Source organism: Thalassotalea sp. G20_0 (assembly GCF_017744175.1).
In the GTDB taxonomy this organism is placed as follows: domain Bacteria; phylum Pseudomonadota; class Gammaproteobacteria; order Pseudomonadales; family Endozoicomonadaceae; genus Endozoicomonas.
Genome location: NZ_JAGHQV010000001.1, coordinates 186,670 through 208,287, shown reverse-complemented (window position 1 = coordinate 208,287; position 21,618 = coordinate 186,670). Strand labels below are relative to the sequence as shown.

Annotated in this window: 18 protein-coding genes; 16 read left to right on the top strand and 2 right to left on the bottom strand. The window is 48.9% G+C overall.

Annotated features, from left to right (window positions below):
* Nucleotides 1–126 precede the first annotated feature (126 nt).
* Complete coding sequence (locus tag J7438_RS00815) at nucleotides 127–5,934, top strand: transporter substrate-binding domain-containing protein (RefSeq protein ID WP_209275055.1); 5,808 nt, start codon at nucleotides 127–129, stop codon at nucleotides 5,932–5,934.
* A 61-nt stretch (nucleotides 5,935–5,995) separates the two neighbouring features.
* Here the strand turns inward: J7438_RS00815 and ygfZ are convergent, their stop codons facing one another.
* On the bottom strand, nucleotides 5,996–7,042 hold the full coding sequence (ygfZ, locus tag J7438_RS00810; RefSeq protein ID WP_209275054.1) for a CAF17-like 4Fe-4S cluster assembly/insertion protein YgfZ: 1,047 nt from the start codon (nucleotides 7,040–7,042) through the stop codon (nucleotides 5,996–5,998).
* 122 nt (nucleotides 7,043–7,164) lie between these two features.
* Between ygfZ and J7438_RS00805 the strand changes: the two genes are divergently transcribed.
* Together J7438_RS00805 and J7438_RS00800 are read left to right on the top strand one after the other, a co-directional pair.
* On the top strand, nucleotides 7,165–7,431 hold the full coding sequence (locus J7438_RS00805; protein WP_163370676.1) for an FAD assembly factor SdhE: 267 nt from the start codon (nucleotides 7,165–7,167) through the stop codon (nucleotides 7,429–7,431).
* 37 nt (nucleotides 7,432–7,468) lie between these two features.
* Nucleotides 7,469–7,870: a hypothetical protein gene (locus J7438_RS00800; RefSeq protein WP_209275053.1), complete on the top strand. Its 402-nt coding sequence runs from the start codon at nucleotides 7,469–7,471 to the stop codon at nucleotides 7,868–7,870.
* A gap of 122 nt (nucleotides 7,871–7,992) precedes the next feature.
* Here J7438_RS00800 and nadB read toward each other — a convergent pair whose 3' ends face one another.
* Nucleotides 7,993–9,618 carry an L-aspartate oxidase gene (gene nadB, locus J7438_RS00795; RefSeq protein WP_209275052.1) on the bottom strand — a complete coding sequence of 542 codons (1,626 nt, stop codon included), beginning with the start codon at nucleotides 9,616–9,618 and terminating at the stop codon, nucleotides 7,993–7,995.
* 579 nt (nucleotides 9,619–10,197) lie between these two features.
* On the opposite strand from nadB, the gene rpoE reads away from it, so the two are divergent.
* From rpoE to acpS, 13 genes are all read left to right on the top strand, one after another.
* Nucleotides 10,198–10,785 carry an RNA polymerase sigma factor RpoE gene (gene rpoE / locus J7438_RS00790; RefSeq protein ID WP_209199639.1) on the top strand — a complete coding sequence of 196 codons (588 nt, stop codon included), beginning with the start codon at nucleotides 10,198–10,200 and terminating at the stop codon, nucleotides 10,783–10,785.
* A 59-nt stretch (nucleotides 10,786–10,844) separates the two neighbouring features.
* Entirely contained in the window at nucleotides 10,845–11,549 is a 705-nt protein-coding gene (locus J7438_RS00785) for a sigma-E factor negative regulatory protein (protein ID WP_209275051.1), read from the top strand.
* Between the two features lie 4 nt (nucleotides 11,550–11,553).
* Nucleotides 11,554–12,555 carry a MucB/RseB C-terminal domain-containing protein gene (locus tag J7438_RS00780; RefSeq protein ID WP_209275050.1) on the top strand — a complete coding sequence of 334 codons (1,002 nt, stop codon included), beginning with the start codon at nucleotides 11,554–11,556 and terminating at the stop codon, nucleotides 12,553–12,555.
* Between the two features lie 86 nt (nucleotides 12,556–12,641).
* Nucleotides 12,642–13,130 carry a SoxR reducing system RseC family protein gene (locus J7438_RS28145; RefSeq protein WP_209275049.1) on the top strand — a complete coding sequence of 163 codons (489 nt, stop codon included), beginning with the start codon at nucleotides 12,642–12,644 and terminating at the stop codon, nucleotides 13,128–13,130.
* 228 nt (nucleotides 13,131–13,358) lie between these two features.
* Nucleotides 13,359–14,696, top strand: coding sequence for a DegQ family serine endoprotease (locus tag J7438_RS00770; protein WP_286196273.1), 1,338 nt, complete (start codon nucleotides 13,359–13,361; stop codon nucleotides 14,694–14,696).
* 270 nt (nucleotides 14,697–14,966) lie between these two features.
* A complete protein-coding gene (gene lepA / locus J7438_RS00765) occupies nucleotides 14,967–16,748 on the top strand; it encodes a translation elongation factor 4 (protein WP_503003879.1) in 1,782 nt (593 codons plus the stop codon).
* 32 nt (nucleotides 16,749–16,780) lie between these two features.
* Nucleotides 16,781–17,590: a signal peptidase I gene (lepB, locus tag J7438_RS00760; protein ID WP_209275048.1), complete on the top strand. Its 810-nt coding sequence runs from the start codon at nucleotides 16,781–16,783 to the stop codon at nucleotides 17,588–17,590.
* Nucleotides 17,591–17,611: 21 nt separating this feature from the next.
* Nucleotides 17,612–17,986 carry a DUF4845 domain-containing protein gene (locus tag J7438_RS00755; RefSeq protein WP_209199646.1) on the top strand — a complete coding sequence of 125 codons (375 nt, stop codon included), beginning with the start codon at nucleotides 17,612–17,614 and terminating at the stop codon, nucleotides 17,984–17,986.
* The gene (rnc, locus tag J7438_RS00750) at nucleotides 17,983–18,669 is read left to right on the top strand and encodes a ribonuclease III (RefSeq protein WP_209199647.1); all 687 of its coding nucleotides are present in this window, start codon (nucleotides 17,983–17,985) and stop codon (nucleotides 18,667–18,669) included. Before J7438_RS00755 ends, rnc begins: the two co-directional genes overlap by 4 nt.
* A gap of 15 nt (nucleotides 18,670–18,684) precedes the next feature.
* Nucleotides 18,685–19,656: a GTPase Era gene (gene era / locus J7438_RS00745; RefSeq protein ID WP_209275047.1), complete on the top strand. Its 972-nt coding sequence runs from the start codon at nucleotides 18,685–18,687 to the stop codon at nucleotides 19,654–19,656.
* Nucleotides 19,653–20,423: a DNA repair protein RecO gene (gene recO / locus J7438_RS00740; protein ID WP_209275046.1), complete on the top strand. Its 771-nt coding sequence runs from the start codon at nucleotides 19,653–19,655 to the stop codon at nucleotides 20,421–20,423. The genes era and recO overlap by 4 nt, the downstream gene beginning before the upstream one ends.
* A 44-nt stretch (nucleotides 20,424–20,467) precedes the next feature.
* On the top strand, nucleotides 20,468–21,217 hold the full coding sequence (gene pdxJ / locus J7438_RS00735; protein ID WP_209275045.1) for a pyridoxine 5'-phosphate synthase: 750 nt from the start codon (nucleotides 20,468–20,470) through the stop codon (nucleotides 21,215–21,217).
* Nucleotides 21,218–21,592 (top strand): holo-ACP synthase, encoded by a 375-nt coding sequence (acpS, locus tag J7438_RS00730; RefSeq protein ID WP_209199651.1) that lies wholly within the window; start codon nucleotides 21,218–21,220, stop codon nucleotides 21,590–21,592.
* Nucleotides 21,593–21,618: the final 26 nt, after the last annotated feature.

The window sequence follows — 21,618 nt, the reverse complement described above, 5'->3', positions numbered from 1 at the left end:
ACCTGATAGTTATTCTCACGATTATTTTAGCAAATAACCGAATTTACCTTTTCTTTGATAGGTGATTGTCTTGATACAGGGTAAGATAAGCCCGCTTTCCGGTTCCCTGACTTATCCCGAATTACTATGCCCTTCGCACTGAGCCGTTATTCCCGAACGATTTTCTGGACTTTGATATTACTCCTGCTGTTTTTCCTGACGTTGCCTGTCAGTACGGGGCTTTATGCAGAGGGTAATAAAAAACCGATCAAAATTGCTTATTTTGCCGATGATGCCCCCTGGATGTTTACCAATAATGAGGGAGAGGCTGACGGTGTGCTTCATGACCTTTGGGAACTATGGTCAGAAAAAAGCAACGTTGATATACAGTTTGTGGTGTCTTCTCCGGAAAAAATTGAGGCACAGCTTAAGGGTTCCGAAGTTGATGTTCTGGCTTACTCGCCACCGGGCATGCAGGATCAGTTGCGCAAGAATGGTCTGGAGAGTGTACCGATTCACTCGTTTGTTCCTGTTCTGTTTGTAAGAAAAAGCAGTCAGATAAGTAGCTTTGAGGAGGTACTTGCGAAACTCCGGGTTGGCTATATCAAAGGTTATAGCTGTCAGCCCTGTCTCAAAAGCTTTAATGCAGACGCTGTTATTGTGCCCTTCACTTCAAACTCATCAATGGCCAGAGCGGCATCCAAACTTGAGGTCGACGCGATACTTGGCGGCCGTACAAGCTTGAGCTACTACTTGCATAATGTGGGTGTTAAAGATGAATATCAGGTGGTGCAAACGCCTTTGCCACCCGTTGAAGTCAAGGCCATTGTTGCCCCGGGGCGAACGGATCTTGTGCGTGTTATTGAACATGGGGTGGCGGCAATTTCTGATCAGGACAGAGCAGATCTTATTGAAGAGCTGTTCAGGTTTATGCATTGTCACCCTGAAAGTCTGGTCGTTGCCCTGGAGACCGACCTTTCTCCGCTGTCTTTTATCAATGCACTGGGTAAACCCTCAGGCCTGTTTGTTGATATCTGGAATTTATGGTCAGAAAAAACAGGAACACCGATTAAATTCAGAATGGGCCCTATCGGTGAAAACATAGCGGCTTTGCAAAAAGGTAAGGTCGACGTTATTGCTGCCGTGTCTCCGACGATGGAACGAAGCCAGTGGATGGCGCTGTCAAATCCTTACTATGGATTGAATACCCGAATTTACTTTCGCCCTGACAGCAACCTGGGTGATCCCGGGTCGGAGTTGAATGGTAAAAAGCTGGGTGTGATCGGTTCTTCAAGCCCTGAGGAATTCGTTCGCCGCTGGTTGCCGGATGCGTATCCCATTGAACATAGCAGTGTCTCCGAGATGATTGGGAGCCTTTTCTCTGGAGAAATAGATGCCTTTCTTGGTGAGCCTGTGATTGTCCAGTCTGCCCTGAATCGCCATGGTCTGGTGGGTGAGGTGAACTCCAGCGAGTACTTTAATCTGAATGAGGCGGTTGGGGCTGGTCTTTTGCTGAACAGGTCGGCGGACTTATTGCCGGAGTTGAATAATGGCTTTCGGGCAATTACTCCGGATGAGTATCGTGCCATTGAAAACCGTTGGATTATCAGTAGTCGAGATCGCTATTTTCGCAGAAGTGGTTCAGTGGTTGAACTGAGTGATTCTGAGCGCCGCTGGTTAGGTGAAAATCCGGTAATCAGTGTTCTGGTTGATAATAATAAACCGCCATTTTCTTATATTGATAGAAGGGGGCAATGGCAGGGAATGGCCATAGCTTATCTCAGGTTGTTGGAAGACAGGCTGGGCATCACCTTTCAGCTTCATCAGGATCCTGTATGGACCAATGCCTTGATTCAGGCTTATCGGCATGATGTTGATGCCGTTGCGATGTTACAGAAAACGGAAGAGCGCAGTCGTTATCTGAATTTTACCAAGCCATTTGTCAGTGTGCCGGCTGTGATCCTCGCCCGTGTTTCCGACAAAAGCATCCGCTCTCCGGGGCATTTAAATGGGAAAAGGGTTGGCTTTACGCCAGGTTATGTCACTTATGAAATTTTCCGGCAGAACTACCCGGGCATCAATTTTGTCAAGATGCCGGATATTGCCACAGGCTTGAATCAGGTTGCCAGCGGCGTTCTTGATGCCATGGTGGTCAACCTGGCTTCTGCAAGTTATGAAATAGAGCGCATGAAAATAACCAACTTGCAGGTGGTTGCTGAAGCGGGTTTTAACTATGACTTCAGTATGGCATCGAGAAACAACTCTCCTGAACTGGCCTCTATCCTGGAAAAAGCGGTTGATACAATTACTCCGGAAGACCGGGAGGCTCTTGAAAGCAGCTGGCTGTCGATTCAGGGAGGCATGTGGCGGCCTAATAAAGAGTTGTTTATTGGTCTGGTATTGATTCTGGTGACATTGATTCTCATTGTTTACTGGAATCGTCGTTTAACCATCGAGATTGCTGACCGTGAAAAAGCAGAGGAAGGGCTGCGGGTTCGCTCCGAACTGGACCGCCTGTTGAGTGATATTTCCAGGCATTTCATGGACCAGCCGTTGCATCGGGCCAATGACTATTTTCTGAGTCGGCTTGGGCGCTATCTCAACGCTGAAGCCGTCTGCATCTTCTCCTGGGAGCCCCGGGCCCGTATTGAGCATTACTGGTCATGTCGGCCTGGTCCTGATCCCGCAGCTTTTGAGCCACTGTTTGACCATGATTTTTCCAGTGTTTATGGCGAGATGAAAAAGGATCAGGGCAACATTCTGATTCGTGATGAAATATTGCAGAAGGGAGACCTTGAAGGTGCTGCCATTCTGGATGATTTGGGTGTTTCCATAGCGGTCTATGCGCCTATGTTGCTGTTTGGTCGTGTGGTTGGTGGTATTGGATTGATCAATACGCCGGAAAAATATCAGGTTTATATCAATGAAATGGATTTGCTGCATCGAATGGGTGAGCTGGTGGCGGTCGCCCGTGATCGTCAACATGCGGAAGATGCCTTAAGAGTCAGTGAGGAACGTTACCAGCTGGCAATGGATGCGGCTTCCGATGGTCTCTGGGACTGGGATGTCCCCGGGGATAACATGTATTTAAGCCCCCGGTATCAAACCATGCTGGGTTACCAGCCCGGAGAACTGTTGGGCAATATCCGGACCTGGCGACGGCAGCTTCATCCAGAGGATAAAATTTCCACCATTCATTTTTTTGAACAACAGCTGGAGACTTCCGATAACTCGTTCCAGTTTGTTTACCGTATCCGCAGGAAAGACGGCAGTTATTGTAATGTTCGCAGCAAAGGGAAGGTGGTGTTCAGGGATGAGCTGGGGAAACCCCTGCGGGTCATTGGTACAACGGTGGATATTACTCACCAGATTGAACGGGAACGTGAGCTGTCGATGGCCCGTTTCTCCCTCGATAGTGCCGGTGATCATATTCACTGGTTCAGAAGGGATGGTCACCACAATTATGTCAATGAGTCTGCCTGTAAGGCCCTGGGATTTTCTCAGGAAGAGTTAATGAAACTGTCCATCATGGACATTAACCCGGCAGTTACCCGGAGTTCCTGGAAAAAACTCTGGGAGCAGCTGGTGCTGAGAAAAGGTATGACCTATGAAACGCTGCGAAAAACATCCGATGGTACTGTTTTTCCAGTGGAGGTCACTGCGAACTATATGGAGTATGAGGGAGAAGGGTACCTCTTTGCTTCCGGGCGCAATATTACTGATCGAAAACAGACTGAAGAAGCGTTACGCAAGGCGAAAGAAGTGGCTGATCAGGCCAATCAGGCAAAAAGTAATTTTCTGGCCAATATGAGCCATGAGATCCGTACGCCGATGAATGCCATTATTGGCTTGAGTCATCTGGTTCAGGAAACCAGGCTCTCTTATCAACAGCGGGATTACGTCAGTAAAATTCAGACATCTGCCCATGACCTTCTGGGTATCATCAACGATATTCTTGACTTCTCAAGAATTGAGGCAGGCAAACTCAATATGGAAAATATTGAATTTGACCTTGGGGGCGTTTTTGACAACGTCTATAACCTCAGCAGTATCAAGGCCAGGGAAAAGGGCCTGACACTGACTTACGATATTCAGTCGGATGTGCCCAGACATCTGCGGGGTGATCCGCTCCGGCTTGGGCAGATACTGATCAACCTGACCCATAATGCCCTCAAGTTCACCAGTGAAGGCGAAGTCAATGTGTCTGTCAGGCTGGTCAGCAGCAGGCAGGATGTGGTCAGACTTCAGTTCTCGGTGACCGATACGGGTATTGGTATCAGTAAACAGCAGCAGAATAAGTTGTTTCAGTCATTTTCTCAGGTTGATGGGTCAACAACCCGGAAGTTTGGTGGTACCGGGCTGGGGCTGGCTATCTGTAAGAACCTTGTGTACATGATGAACGGGGATATCTCTGTTGATTCAGAACCCGGCAAGGGCAGTACTTTTTGCTTTACCGTTGAACTGGGTGTTGCCCATCAGGTTCAGGTACTGGAACAGTCCCTTGTCGGGACTCGTGTGCTTGTGGTGGATGATAACCCGGAAGCAAGAGCACTTCTGATCAGTCATTTGCAAACATCCGGATGCGAAACCCTGGAAAGTGACCATGGTGACGAAGCGCTGGCGTTGCTGAAAGAGAAGAATTCTGGTGCTGATAAGGCTATTTCCCTGGTGCTGCTTGACTGGAGAATGCCGGATATGGATGGCATCGAACTGGCAGAACGCATTCATAAACTCAATCTTGCTCCGGAACCCAAACTGATGATGGTTTCGGCCTATGGTCGGGAAGAGCTAATGGCAAAAGCCTCAGGTACAGTGGATGCTTTTCTGATTAAACCGGTCAATCACAGCGTTTTGGTAGAGACTATTCTGCGCCTGTTGCAGTGTCAGAAAAATCCGAAAACTGAAATCATCGAAGAGGCTCGATTTTGCGAGATTATGCCTAAAGGCCGCATACTGCTTGCTGAGGATAATGAAATCAACCGCCAGGTTGCCCGTGAGCTGTTACAGGGCATGGGGCTTGAGGTCGTCATGGTCACGAACGGTGCCGAAGCGGTGGAGCGGGTGAAGCACGAAGACTTTGATCTGGTCTTTATGGACATTCAGATGCCTGAAATGGATGGGTATCAGGCAACACGGAAGATCAGGCGAAAACTTGGCAAAGATAAGCTGGTTATTATTGCCATGACCGCACATGCCATGACCGGAGATCGGGAGCGCTGTTTGCAGGCTGGAATGAATGATCATATTTCCAAGCCATTAAGTCCTGATGCCCTCAAGCAGATGGTGCGTCACTGGTTGCAGGCAGGAGAAACCGATGTGCTTCAGGCTGTTGCTTTGCCACAGGCATCAGAGAATATATCCTGCCTGAAACTGCCGGGAATAGATGTAGACGATGGTTTGCAGAGACTTCAGGGCAACCAGGCGCTTTATGAAAAGCTGTTGACAGACTTCTATCATGGCCAGCGGGAAGATCTGATCCAATTGCAAGGGCTTCTGGAAACCGGTAAATGGCATGAGGCTTGCCAGTTGGTGCATGCATTGAAAGGGGTTGCCGGTAATTTAGGGGCAAGCAGCCTGCATGATCAGGCTGCTCAACTTGAGCACAGTTTACGCAGACAATTTGAAATGCCTGACAATAGCTTGATGGATTCGTTTGTGCTGGCCTTTGAGCAGGTGATGGAAGGCCTAGAACATTTGCCTCCGGTTAAAGAAGGTTTGGAACCCGCCGGGGAAGGATCTATTGCCGTTGGTGAACTGAATGAACTGCTTGATGAGATGGAGCAAAAGCTCAGTGCAGGTGATGTGGATGTGGTTTCTCTCCTGCCAACGCTTATTCAGGGACTGAAAGATCAAATTGACCATAAAGAGCTGACGTTATTTCAGGATGCTGTTATCAGTTACGACTTTGACGAAGCCTATGGTGTGCTGGTGGAAATCAAAAAGAATATCAGCTGATAGCTTGCTAATCACCCAGGGGTCAGTAATGACCCTGGGTGAGTAGCATTGACTGGGGCGACTATTTTTGCAGTTCGGCCTTTGGATCTATTGCATAGGGTATTTTATGAACCTGCAGCTGATGGCTTTTTTCTGTATCCAGAAAGACATCGTTGGCTTCAGCCGCTTCAATCCTGATAACAGCCAGTAATTCAATGTTGTCGTTTTCGACATTACGGGCACGCTGAATGACTTCACCCACCGGCTTACCATCACTGTTGTAAAGTCGGGTGTTAATGTCAGGCTCTTCGACGCTTTCCAGGCTCAACCAGTAACACCGGCTTTTCTGCTGCCCAAGGTTTTGCATTCGGGTCACAATTTCCTGCCCGGTATAGCACCCTTTTCTGAAACTGACTCCGCCAAGGGAGGGTTGATTGAGATGTTGGGGAATGTATTTATCGATGGTTTCCTGACAAAGCTCTGGAATGACTGACTCAATATTCAGTAACGCCCAGAAATCTTCCGTTGCAGGTGTAAGCTCTTTGGTCAGTTCTGGCCATAAAAGAGGAAGGTCATCCTGACGAAGCCAAAGCTCATAGCGAGTCCTGATACCAGAGACTTTTATAAGGTAGCCATTGCCGGAGACTTTGATGACTTCGTTTTGCCCTGGAAGTGATGAGTCGGGGAAAATATTGGTCAGCAGGGTGTCGATATTGGCTCCAGACAGGCCGAGAACCACGTGCTCTGGTTGACTGGTGAGATTAACCTTAAAAAAAACCGCATACTTTTTCAGAGTGTCGAGAGTGGTTTCAGTCAGACCTGAGTTCATGGTCAACAGGTAGTCTTCACCATTGTCCATGATTTTGAAACTGGTATACATCCGTCCTTTAGGGGAGCATGCCACCCCGGTGCTGTATTGATGAGCGGCCAGCTGAAGCATATGTGTTGAAATCTGTCCCTGCAAAAACTTCTGGCGATCGGTGCCGTCGATTTTGACAAAGCTGTGGCCAGAGAGTACTGAGACAGAATTTTCATCCAGTGCCTGTGGTGTTTTGGCAAAGCCTGTCAACCGCTCTTCTTTATAAACAGCGCCCTGAGTTGTTAAGTAGGTCTTCCAGTCGGTGGCCATCTGATTACCTTGTTATCTGGTTGCCGCAATTGCATTTGATAGATGCTGGCATAATAGAAGATTATTGCTGCGAATTTAAAGGTATAATAACCGGCAAAATCCATAATAGGAGTTATTCTAAGATGCTGGGTGAAAATGAGCTGAAATGCCTGCAGTGGCGAAGTCGTCGTGGGATGCTTGAGCTTGACGTGCTTTTGGAACCTTTTACCAGGGAGGCGCTGTCTGAGCTCAGTGAAGCTGATCAGCTAACCTATGTTCGCCTGTTGGAGTGTGAAGATCCGGACCTCTTCAGTTGGTTTATGAGTGGTACAAGGCCTGAAGATCAGGCTCTTAGCCGCATGGTTGACAGAGTATTGGAGCGTGGGCGCTACAAAGGCGAGTCTTTGTGAAGTTAATGTAAGAAGTTCCCGTTACCACCTTGCTTTGATGCTTATCAGCCACGGTGCCGCTTGTGTTGCGCTGTGGCTTTGTTCAGTCTGGCCTGTGGTCAAGTTTGCCCTGGCCATGGTTCTCGCCTTGCATTTCTATCGACACTACCTTCAGTTTATTGCTCAGAGTCTTCCGACCAGTATTTCTGTCATTCGGTTGCTGGAAGATCAGTGGCGGGTGAATCTTGGCGGTGCGTGGTATCGCGCCTGGCCTGAGGGTGAAATTGTTGTCACCTCAATATTGATTTGCTTTAAGTTGAGAGTTGAGGGTAAGCGGCATCCTTCCCGCCTGATTTTGTTTCCAGACAGCGCTGACCCGGTTGAGCTGCATGGTTTCAGGCTGAGGCTGATGCTTGAGTCTCACTCTCTGTTCGGTGGCAAGGGCGAGGGGCACGTATAGTTCATGCCCATCGTATTCGTTCTGTATGTCTTCGTTGTGGCATTACTGCCTTTATCCACCAAGGCCTTTGTAATACCTGAAGGTATTCAACAGGGTTGGATACGCTGAGCACCCACAAAACGTCAACAGCCCCTGAAGTTCTCTGGAGCCAGAATCGTGTCTTCAGGAACAGGATTTGTATGAGGGTAATCCAGCGTGTAGTGCAAACCGCGGGACTCTTTCCTGGCCATGGCGCATTGAATAATCAGCTCAGATACCTGGGCAAGGTTGCGCAGCTCTATCAGGTCATTGCTGACTTTGAAATTGCTGTAGAACTCATGAATTTCAGATTGGAGCAACTCAACGCGATTCATTGCTCTTTGCAGACGTTTTGTGGTGCGGACAATACCCACGTAATCCCACATAAAGCGGCGAAGTTCATCCCAATTGTGAGAGATAACCACATTTTCATCGGAATCTGTTACCTGGCTTTCATCCCAGTTCGGCAGAGAGGGTGGTTGTGGGTATTGATCAATGGTATTGCGTATCATCCGGGCGCAGCTTTTGGCAGTGACAAAGCACTCCAGCAGTGAATTACTGGCCAGCCGATTAGCGCCATGCAGGCCGGTAAAACTGCACTCACCAACGGCAAAAAGGCCTTGTACATCGGTTTGACCGTTTTTATCAACCAGTATTCCACCACAGGTATAATGGGCAGCAGGAACAATAGGGATTGGGTCTCTGGTGATGTCGATATCGTAGCTGAGGCAGCGTTCGTAAATGGTTGGAAAATGAGAGCGAATAAACTCCGCCGGCTTATGGCTGATATCCAGGTAAAGGCAGTCTGACCCCAAACGCTTCATTTCATGGTCAATGGCCCGTGCCACAATATCTCTGGGAGCCAGCTCTTCCCTATGGTCGTAGTCTGGCATGAACCGGCTGCCATCGGCCCGTTTGAGCAGGCCGCCTTCGCCCCGAACGGCTTCTGAAATCAGAAACGACTTGGCATTTGGGTGGTATAGGCAGGTCGGGTGAAATTGATTAAACTCCATATTGGCAACCCGGCAGCCCGCCCGCCAGGCCATGGCAATGCCGTCTCCGGACGCACCATCGGTGTTACTGGTATAAAGGTAGGTTTTACTGGCACCTCCGGAGGCAAGCACGGTACAACGGCTCTTGAAGGCATGCACCTGGTCTGACACCAGGTCGAGTATGTAAACACCAACACAGCGCGGTTCATGGTGGTGAATGTGAGGTTTCAGTTTGCTGGTGGTGATCAGGTCTACAGCCAGGTGATGGTCGTAAAGGTCTATGTTCGGCTTTAACCTTGCCTGTTCCAGTAAGGTATCTGAAATAGCCCGGCCAGTAGCGTCTGCGGAGTGAATGATTCTGCGGGAGCTGTGCCCGCCTTCCCGTGTCAGATGGTAGTCGAAGGGCCGGTCAACGGTATGATCCGGTGTGAATGGTACGCCCTGGCTTATCAGCCACTCAATACTCTCTCTGCCATTCTCCACGATATGTCGAACAGCCGACTCGTTACACAGGCCGGCACCCGCGGTGAGGGTATCTTTCACATGCTGGTCAATATTGTCGCCGGTCTGGTCCAATACCGCCGCCACGCCCCCCTGCGCCCAATAGGTTGAGCCAGCGCTTAATGAGTCTTTGCTGAAAATGGCTATTCTGGCATCATCAGGCAGCTGCAGTGCAGTGGTCAGTCCGGCTGCGCCAGAGCCAATGATGATTACATCGTAATTGTAGGGCTGTTGCATAAGGCTCCCCAGTCATCAAGTCACTCTGACATCTTTTATCCTTCCTATAATCCATAGGAAAATGAATGCAGTGTGGTTTAATGTGCTAGCCTGTGGAACTGTACATGTCTGGATAAGTAACATGATGAGTTCTTTATTGAGTGGCTTAGCTATTTATCGGTATGATCAATGACAGTCACTGGTTATGTGCATCGGGCTAAAGAGGCTATTTTACGGGTCGATGTTAAAATTGCTGCTGACCTGAATCAAGAGGCCCGACTAAACTTGTCTGACCTGTGTATTTTGTGAACCGGGCCAGCCAGTTGACTGGAATATTCATTGTCAGGGCATTATATAGAATGTCTGGAAGTTACTGTAGTGTCGTTGAAGTGCTAAAAATAACCTGTCGGTTTTCCAATATAATTACAACACTCGGATAAACCGGGTTGTGGTGGACAGATACCTTTGAAGTAAAAAATTGAAAATATCAGGAACTTTTCTTCATTTTGATGGTCTATATACTTGCTGCTGAGCTAAACCCTTTATTGCACGATGGTGCCTTTTATGGTGTTCCTGCCATGCATGGGTGGAGATGCCTGAATGGTTGATAGTCCGGATACTGATCAGCAGTTGGTTGATCGTGTAAAGCAGGGTGACAAAAGAGCTTATGATATGTTGGTTATTAAATATCAACACCGTATTCTTGGGCTGGTCGGCGGTTATGTCAGTGACTTTCAGGAAGTTCAGGATGTTACGCAAGAGGCTTTTATAAAAGCGTACCGTGCACTGGATAAGTTTCGTGGTGACAGTTCTTTTTATACCTGGCTGTACCGTATTGCTGTCAATACAGCCAAAAATCATCTGGTATCCAAGGGGCGAAGATTGCCAGAGTCTGATATTGATGTTCATGATGCAGACTTTCTGGAAACAGCGACAACCTTGAGGGTCGTTGATACCCCTGAGCGCAACCTGTACTGTAATGAAATCGAGCAGGTCATCCATGATGTCATTCAGCGTTTACCCGATGAACTGAGAACAGCGGTAATGTTGAGGGAGTTTGATGGCCTCAGCTATGAAGAAATTGCCGATGTTATGGACTGCCCGGTAGGTACTGTACGGTCCAGAATTTTCAGGGCTCGTGAAGCCATTGATCGTGAGATCAGACCGTTATTAGGGCAAAGTGGTTAAACAAGGTTTAACTCATGTGCGACAGAGTGAAGGTCGGCATGAACACCAGAGGTTTGTCTATGAGTGAAAAGAGTTCTCAAAACAGTGCCAGAGAACATTTGAAAGAATCTTTATCGGTTTCTCTGGATGGACAGGCCAGTGAGCTGGAATTGCGTCGAGTGATTGATAATATCGGCAAGGACGATGACCTTCGTTCACTTGCGGGTCGTTATCAGCTGATTGGTGAGACACTGCGTGGTAATAGCAGTAAATTTGCCAATGTCGATATTTCCAGGGGCGTGATGAATGCCCTGGAGCAGGAAGAGGTCGATAATACCGGTGCGCAGAATGCCTCTGGAGCAGAAGGTTCTTCTGCGATCAGTCCCGTATCCGGCCGCTTTTTTGAGGATGTATGGGCTTCATTGGGTAAGGTTGCGGTTGCAGCCTCAGTGGCTTTTGCCATTGTTGTCGGGGTCAGAAACAGTAATCCGTCTCCTGATTTGCAGGTTCTGGCTGAAAATGAACCGGTTACCCTGACTCAGCCAGTGCAGCTGGCGCAATCGGGTCATAACGATTATGGTGCATTGGGTATTCGTGCCGGGTACAACTCAAGGCAGCATGACGGTATTACCCCTGAACAACTTGCCTATGCCCAGAGTCTTGCTGACAGGGCAACCAGGGAACGTTTTCATGCCTATGCACTTCAGCATGCAGAGCTTTCTGCAATGGGAAGTGGCCAGAGTATTTTGTCATTTGCCCGATTGACCAGTTTTGACAACCAATAAATTTATGAAACAGAAGCAAGGGATTACCAGAAAGCTGCTGATTATATGTTTTTTCGTCAGTGGCTTTGTGTCTGCAGAAACATCATCCGATGCAGGCTACCTGCTTGAAAGAATGGCTGCTTCCGCCAAACGTCTTAGCTTTCAGGGAGAGTTTGTTTATCAGCAGGGAGCGCAGCTGCAGACATTAAGTGTTATTCATCAGGCTGAAGCTGAGAACATATCGGAAAAAGAACGTATCCTCTATCTGGATGGCGCTCCCCGGGAAGTCATACGCTCCGGGCATGAACTTTTCTTTTCCAGTTACAACGAAGGGGTGACCAGGTTTCAGCATGGCTCATTGATGCCGGTACTAAACAAGTTTCAGTCGGGTGTTTCTGAACATTTCTATGACTTGAAAATTGTAGGTATTGACCGCGTTGCTGGTCGCGAAGCCGTGCTGTTGCTTGTGCTGCCGAAAGATCGTTTCCGTTACGGCTATCAGTTATGGCTTGATCGGGTATCCTCATTGTTGTTGAAATCAGTGCTGGTTGATGATCAGGGTAAAATCATTGAGCGACTGCAGTTCACTTCCCTGAGTATTGGTCAGCTACCAGATGATGTTCTGGCACTCCTGGACCGCAAACCCTCCAGTGTTGATGAAACTATTCAGATAAGAAACAATCCAGAACACTCGGAGAAACCTGATGTACCCCCGGAATGGGAAACGGGCTGGCTGCCTGATGGCTTTGTGCTGGAAAACAGCACTGTGCGCCCTTCTCCAGTTAGCAAGCACGATGTGGATGCTTTGATTTTTTCTGATGGAATTGCCAATTTCTCTGTTTTTGTTGAGCAGGATGATACTCGGGTACTAAGTCAGGCTTCTGAACAAATTGGTGCTCTTTCGGCGGTTTCAAAGATTTACAGAGAGGGTAATCAGTACTTCCATGTGACGGTTGTTGGTGATGTCCCTCTGGGTACGGCAGAGAGAGTAGCTGTATCTGTTCGTCCGGTAAAAATGAAGCCTTGATGTAATGATCAAGTAAGTTTGCTGGACTTGAAGACTGGTTTTTTTTGTATTATTTCGTTACCGATCTATATCAGGTTTTCAGGAATATGATAGAAGAGCAGGGACGAGTTGTGGCTGTAGAGCGTGATTTTGTCTGGGTTGAAACAATCAGACAGTCCGGTTGTTCAAGCTGTAGTGCCCGAAATGGTTGTGGGCAGCATCTCTTTGAAAAGTACAGGGTCGGCTCATCCTTTTCATATATCAAAGCGCTTTGTCCCTGGGTAGTGAAAGAGGGTGACATGGTTGTGGTCGGTATTCCGGAAGGCTCGTTGCTAAAGGCTTCTTTTCTGATTTATCTCTTCCCGCTTCTGCTTATGATGGCTGGCATCTGGTTGTCCTCAGTAATGGGGGCAGCAGATTGGCTGCTGCTTGTCTCAGCTGGCTTGCTCCTGGCATGTGGCTTTGGCGCAATAAGGTTATTTGGGAAGAGATCAGCTGATATGTGCCGTGTTGATGTGGTAAGGGTATTACCCTCTGACAATTTGTCGTTATCAGGCAGTTCCTTCGGGCGAACGCTTTCTTCCAGGCAGGGTTGAATGTTCTTGCTTTATTTCTGATGCTGCCGGGTCGCCTTTTTATCACGTAATTATAAATAATATCGCAGGAGCCTATGGCTGCGGTGAATCTTTTCAATAGTTGAATACTGGAGAAAACATAATATGAGTAGGGTGTTTTTTCTCTGCAAAAAGTCACTTTATAACGTTGGGTTTTCCCTGCTTTTGTTTTACGCAACACTGGCAAATGCTTCAGTCAGGGGTTCAGGCTTGCCAGATTTTGCGGCATTGTTTGAACAGGCATCACCAGCGGTAGTGAATATCAGTACTCTGGCCTCACCAAAAGCGAGACCGTCAATATATGGGCCGGGCGGGGAGGAGATTCCTGAAATTTTCCGCCGTTACTTTGGTATCCCGCTGCCTGATGAAAGCCCTTCCGGACGTTCTCAACCGATGTCGCTCGGTTCTGGCTTTATTATCTCGTCAGACGGTTACATTCTGACCAATAACCATGTTATCGAAGGTGCTGATCAGATTATTGTCAGACTCAGCGACAGGAGTGAGCGTGCTGCAGAACTTATCGGTGCCGATAAGCGTTCAGATCTGGCGCTGTTAAAAATTAATAATGACCGCAGTCTGCCCGTCGTTAAGCTTGGTGATTCCGAGAGTGTTAAGTCTGGTCAATGGGTAGCAGCGATTGGGTCTCCGTTTAATTTTGAATATTCGATTACCAAAGGCATTATCAGCGCTCTGAATAGAAGCCTGCCCAGCGACTCCTATGTCCCGTTTATTCAAACCGATGTCCCTATCAATCCGGGTAATTCGGGTGGTCCGCTGTTTAATATGAACGGCGAAGTCATCGGAATTAACTCCCAGATTTTTACCCGCTCTGGCGGTTTTATGGGGCTGTCATTCGCCATACCGGTTGATCATGTTATGTGGGCGGTTGATCAGCTGAAAGAGAAGGGGTATGTCACCCGGGGATGGCTGGGGGTCGCCATTCAGGATGTGGATCGGGATCTTGCCGAATCGTTTGGTCTGGAAAAACCCATGGGGGCATTGATCAGTCAGGTGGTTCCCGGTGGTCCGGCTGATAAGGCAAGGCTTCATCCCGGCGACATTATTGTCAGATTTAATGAAAGAGTTATCAGCAGCTCAGGCGTGTTGCCAATGTCGGTGGGTGTGATAAAGCCCGGCGAAAAAGCCAGGCTGGAATATATCCGTAATGGCAAGCGCAAGACCGCAGATGTTGTAGTGGGTGAGCTGCCGGATGAAAATAGTGGTGCCCCTGAACACAGAGGAGATAAGACGCCTTCTGATAAGAACCCTCTGGGTGTTCAGGTAGCAGAGCTTGATGAGAATTATCGCAATAAGCTGCGCCTGGATGAGGATGTTCAGGGGCTGGTGGTGATCGGGGTTAACCGGGGAGCTGGACGTTCTATTGGATTGCGCCAGGGCGATGTTATCACGGACCTGAACAACATCAGTGTGACAACGGTAACGGAATTCAAAAAAGTGGTTGCCAAACTGCCCAGGAACCGCTCGATTTCGATGCGGGTTATTCGCGGTGGAAATCCCGGCTACATCACCTTCCGGTTACAGGAGTGATCAAATGTGGATAGCACGGTATATGACCATGGAGTAGTGTGCTGACATGTTATAGAATATTATGGAATCATTTATGCAGATCAGACACTTGTTAATTGCTACCGGAGCTTTAGCCACAGGCATGAATAGAATCAATTCATGCTGTTTAACAGCCGGTAAGTCAGTTTGATCCGCAGGTCAATTCCCTAATTCAAGACGGTCCCCGCGATTGCGGGGATCGCTTTTTGTGACGTTTTTATAGTAGATACTATCGTGAGCGACCTAAGCTTAATCAGGAACTTTTCCATCATTGCCCATATTGATCATGGGAAATCAACCCTGGCTGACCGTTTTATCCAAACCTGTGGTGGGCTCAGTGATCGTGAAATGCAGGCCCAGGTGCTTGATTCCATGGAGCTTGAGCGCGAGCGTGGCATCACCATCAAGGCCCAGAGTGTGACGCTGGATTATCATGCCAAAGATGGTAATACCTATCAGCTGAATTTTATCGATACACCAGGACACGTTGACTTTTCCTATGAAGTTTCACGTTCCCTGGCGGCCTGTGAAGGTGCGCTTCTGGTGGTGGATGCGGCCCAGGGTGTTGAGGCACAATCCGTTGCTAACTGCTACACCGCCATAGAGCAGGGGCTGGAAGTTATGCCCGTGCTGAATAAAATGGATTTGCCCCAGGCTGAGCCAGACCGGGTCTCCCAGGAAATTGAAGAGATTATCGGTATTGACGCAACCGATGCTGTCCGCTGCTCTGCCAAGAGTGGTTTGGGCATTGAAGACGTTCTTGAGCGACTGGTGTCCACTATTCCTGCCCCTGAAGGTGATATTAATGGGCCATTGCAGGCACTGATCATCGATTCCTGGTTCGATAACTATCTGGGTGTGGTGTCTCTTGTGCGGGTGAAAAACGGTACGTTGCGCAAGGGAGAAAAGATCGTCGTTAAATCCACCAAACAGTCTCATGTTGTGGATAATGTCGGTATTTTTACGCCCAAGCGGACGCCCACCGGAGTTCTTAAAGCCGGTGAGGTTGGTTATGTGGTTGCCGGTATCAAGGACATTCACGGTGCTCCCGTCGGTGACACCCTGACTCATCTGAAAACCCGGGATGTTGAAGCGCTGCCAGGCTTTAAGCATGTTAAGCCGCAGGTCTATGCCGGCTTGTTCCCGGTCAGTGCGGATGATTTTGAAGATTTTCGTGATGCGCTGGAAAAATTGAGTCTCAATGACGCTTCCCTGTTTTACGAGCCGGAGAGCAGTGACGCGCTGGGCTTTGGTTTCCGCTGTGGCTTTCTGGGCATGCTGCATATGGAGATTATCCAGGAGCGACTTGAGCGGGAATATGACCTGGATCTGATTACCACGGCTCCCACGGTAATCTATGAGTGTCATATGAAAAATGGCAGTGTGGTGGAAGTCGATAACCCTTCCAGACTGCCTGACCCCGCGGGTATTGACGAAATTCGTGAACCCATCTCCCGGGCCAATATTCTGGTACCCCAGGAATATCTCGGTAATGTGATTTCTCTCTGCGTTGAAAAGCGCGGCGTACAGAAAGATATGCAGTTCACGGGTGGTCAGGTCTCACTGACCTACGATATTCCGATGAGCGAGGTGGTGCTGGATTTCTTTGACCGACTGAAATCGGTGAGCAGGGGTTTTGCTTCTCTGGATTACTCTTTTGATCGTTTTGAAACCGCTAAAATGGTTCGGGTGGATATTCTGATCAATGGTGAAAAGGTCGATGCACTGGCGGTTATTGTGCACAAAGATCACGCAGTTTCCCGTGGACGGGTTCTGACGGAAAAAATGAAAGAGATCATTCACCGTCAGATGTTTGATGTTGCCATTCAGGCGGCCATTGGTGGGCAGATTATTGCCCGGACCACGGTAAAAGCGCTCAGAAAGAACGTCACTGCGAAATGCTATGGTGGTGACGTGAGTCGTAAGCGTAAACTGCTGGAAAAACAGAAGGCCGGTAAGAAACGGATGAAGCAGGTTGGACGTGTGGAAATTCCTCAGGAGGCTTTCCTGGCAGTTCTAAAGGTCGACAAATAATTCACCATTGATTATATAAGAGAAAAACAGCCATGGATTTTAACTTTCCACTGCTATTGGTACTGTCGGTTGTTATTACAGGTATCATCGCACTTATTGACCGACTTTTTTTGTTACCAAGGCGAAAGGCTGCTGTTGCCAGGCTCGGTGCCGAGGGCGGAGATGATGACGCCCTTGAGAAGCTGGCCAGGGAGCCGGCCGTGGTTGAGACCTCCAAGTCTATCTTCCCGGTTTTGCTGTTTGTTCTGGTGATTCGATCCTTTTTGTTCGAACCTTTTCAAATTCCGTCTGGCTCCATGATTCCGACCCTGGAAGTGGGTGATTTTATTCTGGTTAATAAATACAGTTACGGATTGCGTTTGCCCGTGTCAGGCACCAAGGTGCTTGCCATCGGTGAGCCTGATCGTGGTGATGTGATGGTGTTTAAACAGCCAGGGAAAGAAAATATCAACTTTATCAAGCGTGTGATCGGTTTACCTGGGGACGTTGTGCGATATATGGACAAGCGGCTGACGGTGAACGGCCAGGCGGTTCCTGAAGAGTTTGTGGCACAACTCAGTGATGCCCGATCCATTTATCGTCTCTATAACGAAGGTGATGAAGGCAAGCGCTACCAGGTTCGAAAAGAGCTGACCAGTCATGATTTTCGGGCTGAAGGAGAGTGGGTTGTGCCTGACGGCATGTACTTCGTCATGGGGGATAACCGTGACCGAAGTAATGACAGCCGGTATTGGGGCTATGTTCCTGAACAGAATATTGTCGGTAAGGCGGTTTACATCTGGATGCACTGGCCAAGCTGGACTCAACTTCCCGGCTTTAAGAACAACGGGGTGATTGAGTAAGCTGTCTAAGGAGAGAGTCTTATGTATGGTATGAAGAGCCGGCAACGAGGCAGTAGTGCAGTCAGTTGGCTGTTTTACCTGTTAATTGGTGGACTATTGTTGTCTTTTGCGGTTAAGGTTGTGCCCTTTTATGTGGATGACCACTCTGTTAAGCAGGTGGTATCTTCATTAACTGACCGGCCAGGCTCTGCCACTGCATCCGTTACCCAGGTGAGAACCTGGATAAATAAAGGGTTGCAGCTAAACCTGATCAAGCTTGATCGCAATGAGGTTAAGGTCACCCGCGAAAACGGTGTTGTCGCTGTCGATATTGACTACGAGCGACGGATTCATTTTTTCCATAACGTTGATCTGGTATTAACGTTTGAACATAACTGGAAAGCTGGAACTCAGTGAAAACGCTTGAACTTGCCCGACTGCAGAAAAAGTTAGGGCATGAATTTTCCAATCAGAGCCTGTTGGCGCTGGCGCTCACCCATCGCAGCTTTGGCAGTCGTAACAATGAGCGATTGGAGTTCCTGGGCGACTCGATTGTCAACTTTGTTATTGCTGAAGCCCTCTATGAGCGTTTTCCCGATGCCAAAGAAGGGCAGTTAAGCCGCCTGCGGGCTCGAATGGTGCGTGGTGTTACCCTGGCCGAGCTTGGCCGGGAGTTTGAGCTTGGTGACTTTCTTCGTCTTGGCTCCGGTGAGTTGAAAAGTGGTGGCTTCAGGCGGGAGTCCATTCTTGCGGATGCGGTTGAGGCCATTATTGGTGCGATTTACCTGGATGCCGGGATGGCCGTTTGTCACCAGCGAATTCGCACCTGGTTTACCACTCGTCTGGATCAACTGACCACGACGGATGAACAGAATAAAGACCCGAAGACCCGCTTGCAGGAATATTTGCAGGCGCGGCAGCAGTCATTGCCAAAATATCAAGTGACAGATATTCAGGGGGAAGCTCATGACCAGCACTTTTCAGTGATTTGTGAACTGGAAGGTCTGGATGAGCCGTCAAAGGGGGAAGGGTCGAGTCGTCGTGGTGCTGAACAGCAGGCGGCTCGCAATGCATTGAAGTTGCTTGGCGTTGATCATTAAGAGCGCAGAAAACAGATGACATCTGATGTAAATCGTGAAGAGCCCGCTGCTCATGAACTAAGCCTTTCCGATCCGGCTTCGGAACACAGCCGTTGTGGTTACGTCGCCATTGTTGGCAGACCCAATGTTGGTAAATCAACCCTGTTAAATCACCTTCTCGGCCAGAAGCTTTCCATTACCTCCCGCCGCCCCCAGACTACCCGCCATCAGGTTCTGGGTATCAAGACGGAGCAGGGGATTCAGACGGTCTATGTTGATACGCCGGGCATGCACAAGGTGCAGAAAAAAGCGATCAACCGCTATATGAACAAAGCGGCCAGCAGTGCCCTGGCGGGTATTGATGCCATTGTTTTTGTGGTTGACCGCCTGACCTGGAATGAAGAGGATCAGATGGTCCTTGACAAGGTACAGGGTGCCCGTTGTCCGGTTATTCTTGCGATTAATAAAGTGGACAAGATCACGGATAAGGCTCAATTGATCCCGCACCTTGAGTCTCTGTCAACAAAAATGGATTTTCATGGGGTGATGCCCATCTCTGCGCAGCACGGCCATAACCTGAAACAGCTGGATGAAATGATTACCCGGCTGATTCCGGAAGGCGTCCATCATTTTCCTGAAGATCAGCTGACGGACCGCAGTTCCCGTTTTCTTGCCGCTGAGCTGGTGCGGGAGAAGGTCATGCGTCAGCTGGGTGATGAATTGCCTTATGAAGTGACGGTGGAGATTGAAGAGTTCAAGCATGAGTTGCGGCCGAAAGGTCCACTGTTGACCATCAGTGCCTTGATTCTTGTGGAAAGAGCGGGCCAGAAAGCCATTGTTATTGGTGACCGGGGAGCACGACTGAAAAAAATCGGACAGGAGGCCCGCAAAGATATGGAGCACATGTTTGACTCAAAAGTTATGCTGAACCTTTGGGTTAAGGTCAAGGCAGGCTGGTCTGACGATGAGCGTGCCCTGAAAAGTCTGGGGTATGATCACAACCTGTGATTGGTAATGAATTCCATAAAGCCTGGTTGCTGCATCGGCGCTCTTATAAAGAGCGCTCAGTGATTGCTGAGTTTTTAGTGGAAGGCCATGGCCGTGTGGCCATGGTGGTTAGGGGAGTACGGCAGTCAAAATCCCGGCTGGCTTCGCTGTTACAGCCTTTTCATCAGGTACTGGTGCGCTGGAAAGGGCGAAGTGAGCTGAAAACACTGGTTGACCTGGAGCTTGATCGCTTCACCTTTCTGACCGGTGAACGGCTTTATTGTGGGTTCTATGCCAATGAGTTGTTGATGAGATCAATGATTCCGGGGCAGCTGGTGGATGGCGTGACGGATTTATACCGGGACATACTGGCCCATCTTAATCAAAACGCGCCTCTTGAACCGTTGCTCCGCTCCTTTGAGCTGGATTTGTTGGAACTCTGCGGCTATGCCCCACCGCTTGACTGGGACGTGGTCAGTGGTACGCCTTTAAAAGAAGGTATGGTTTACCGCTTTGAACCTGAGCATGGGCTGGTACCGACCAATGGACAAGTCAGCTACCATGAGAGACCGTTTTGCTACACCGCAGAGTTGCTTCAGGCACTCTCGGCCAGGGATTTCACCAATGCTGATTTCTATCCGGGTTTTAAGCGTTTTACCAGGCAGGCCATGAAACCGCTTATCGGAGACAGGCCTATGCAGAGCCGCATGCTGTTCACTAACAGAAAACCTCAATCGCCACCGGAGAGGCCATTAGTAGAAAATGGCGCACTCTCTAAATCCCGATAACGGTCGCACAATTCAATGTGCCATTTTCTACAACAGGTGTATTTATGATTCCTCATCAGCGTATTTTGCTGGGTGTCAACATTGATCATATTGCAACCATCAGGCAGGCCAGGGGGATTCGCTACCCTGATCCTGTTCAGGCGGCAATTGAAGCTGAAGAGGCCGGGGCAGATGGCATCACATTGCACCTGCGCGAAGACCGCCGACATATGCAGGACCATGATGTATTCCGCATTCGTGATGTCTTACAGACACGAATGAATCTGGAGATGGCAGTGACCGATGAAATGGTTGGCATTGCTGAAAAGCTCAAACCTGAACATGTTTGCATGGTTCCGGAGAAGCGGGAAGAAGTCACCACGGAAGGCGGGCTGGATGTGAAAGGCCTGTTTGACAGTGTGGCTCCCGCCTGTGAGCGTCTGGGAAAACAGGGGATTGAAGTCTCGCTGTTTATTGATCCTGATATGGATCAGATTGAGGCCGCTGTCAGGGCCGGGGCGCCTGCCATTGAACTGCATACTGGTGCTTATGCTGACGCTTCGAAAGCTGAAGCAATGCAGGATGAGCTTGACCGTCTCAGAAATGCGGTTGTATTTGGTCTGGAACAGGGGCTGATCGTCAATGCCGGCCATGGACTTAATTATCAGAATGTTGAGCCTGTTGCGTTGATCGCCGGTATCAATGAGCTGAATATTGGTCACTCGATCATTGCCCGTTCCCTGTTTACGGGATTGAAACCAGCGGTGCGAGAGATGAAAGCCCTTATGTTGGCAGCTGCACGGACTGCGTTTTAAGTGATTGTTGGAATAGGGACAGATATTGTCCGTATCGATCGGATTGAGCGCTCACTCAGTCGTCTGGGCGAGTCGTTTGCCAGAAGAATCCTCACTGACCATGAGCTGTCGCAATGGCAGCAACGTTCATCCTCACCGGCCTGGCTGGCCAAGCGCTTTGCAGCGAAAGAGGCCGTTGCCAAAGCGTTTGGTACAGGAATCGGAAAGCTGTCATTCCGGCACATAGAGGTAAGAAATAATACTTCAGGCGCTCCTGAGTTGTTTTTATCGGATTATGGCCTTGAATTGCAGCAGCAAAGAGGGGTTAAACGGCTCCACCTCAGTCTTTCTGATGAGCAGGATAATGCGATTGCCTTTGTAGTAATGGAGAGCTGAATCAGCTCTCTTGCTCATCGCAATAG

What these genes read in the sequence shown, in the direction of transcription:
- J7438_RS00815 (WP_209275055.1), top strand. Translation starts at nt 127, where the DNA reads ATGCCCTTCGCACTGAGCCGTTATTCCCGAACGATTTTCTGGACTTTG.
- ygfZ (WP_209275054.1), bottom strand. Translation starts at nt 7,042, where the DNA reads ATGGCCACCGACTGGAAGACCTACTTAACAACTCAGGGCGCTGTTTAT.
- J7438_RS00805 (WP_163370676.1), top strand. Translation starts at nt 7,165, where the DNA reads ATGCTGGGTGAAAATGAGCTGAAATGCCTGCAGTGGCGAAGTCGTCGT.
- J7438_RS00800 (WP_209275053.1), top strand. Translation starts at nt 7,469, where the DNA reads ATGCTTATCAGCCACGGTGCCGCTTGTGTTGCGCTGTGGCTTTGTTCA.
- nadB (WP_209275052.1), bottom strand. Translation starts at nt 9,618, where the DNA reads ATGCAACAGCCCTACAATTACGATGTAATCATCATTGGCTCTGGCGCA.
- rpoE (WP_209199639.1), top strand. Translation starts at nt 10,198, where the DNA reads ATGGTTGATAGTCCGGATACTGATCAGCAGTTGGTTGATCGTGTAAAG.
- J7438_RS00785 (WP_209275051.1), top strand. Translation starts at nt 10,845, where the DNA reads ATGAGTGAAAAGAGTTCTCAAAACAGTGCCAGAGAACATTTGAAAGAA.
- J7438_RS00780 (WP_209275050.1), top strand. Translation starts at nt 11,554, where the DNA reads ATGAAACAGAAGCAAGGGATTACCAGAAAGCTGCTGATTATATGTTTT.
- J7438_RS28145 (WP_209275049.1), top strand. Translation starts at nt 12,642, where the DNA reads ATGATAGAAGAGCAGGGACGAGTTGTGGCTGTAGAGCGTGATTTTGTC.
- lepB (WP_209275048.1), top strand. Translation starts at nt 16,781, where the DNA reads ATGGATTTTAACTTTCCACTGCTATTGGTACTGTCGGTTGTTATTACA.
- J7438_RS00755 (WP_209199646.1), top strand. Translation starts at nt 17,612, where the DNA reads ATGTATGGTATGAAGAGCCGGCAACGAGGCAGTAGTGCAGTCAGTTGG.
- era (WP_209275047.1), top strand. Translation starts at nt 18,685, where the DNA reads ATGACATCTGATGTAAATCGTGAAGAGCCCGCTGCTCATGAACTAAGC.
- pdxJ (WP_209275045.1), top strand. Translation starts at nt 20,468, where the DNA reads ATGATTCCTCATCAGCGTATTTTGCTGGGTGTCAACATTGATCATATT.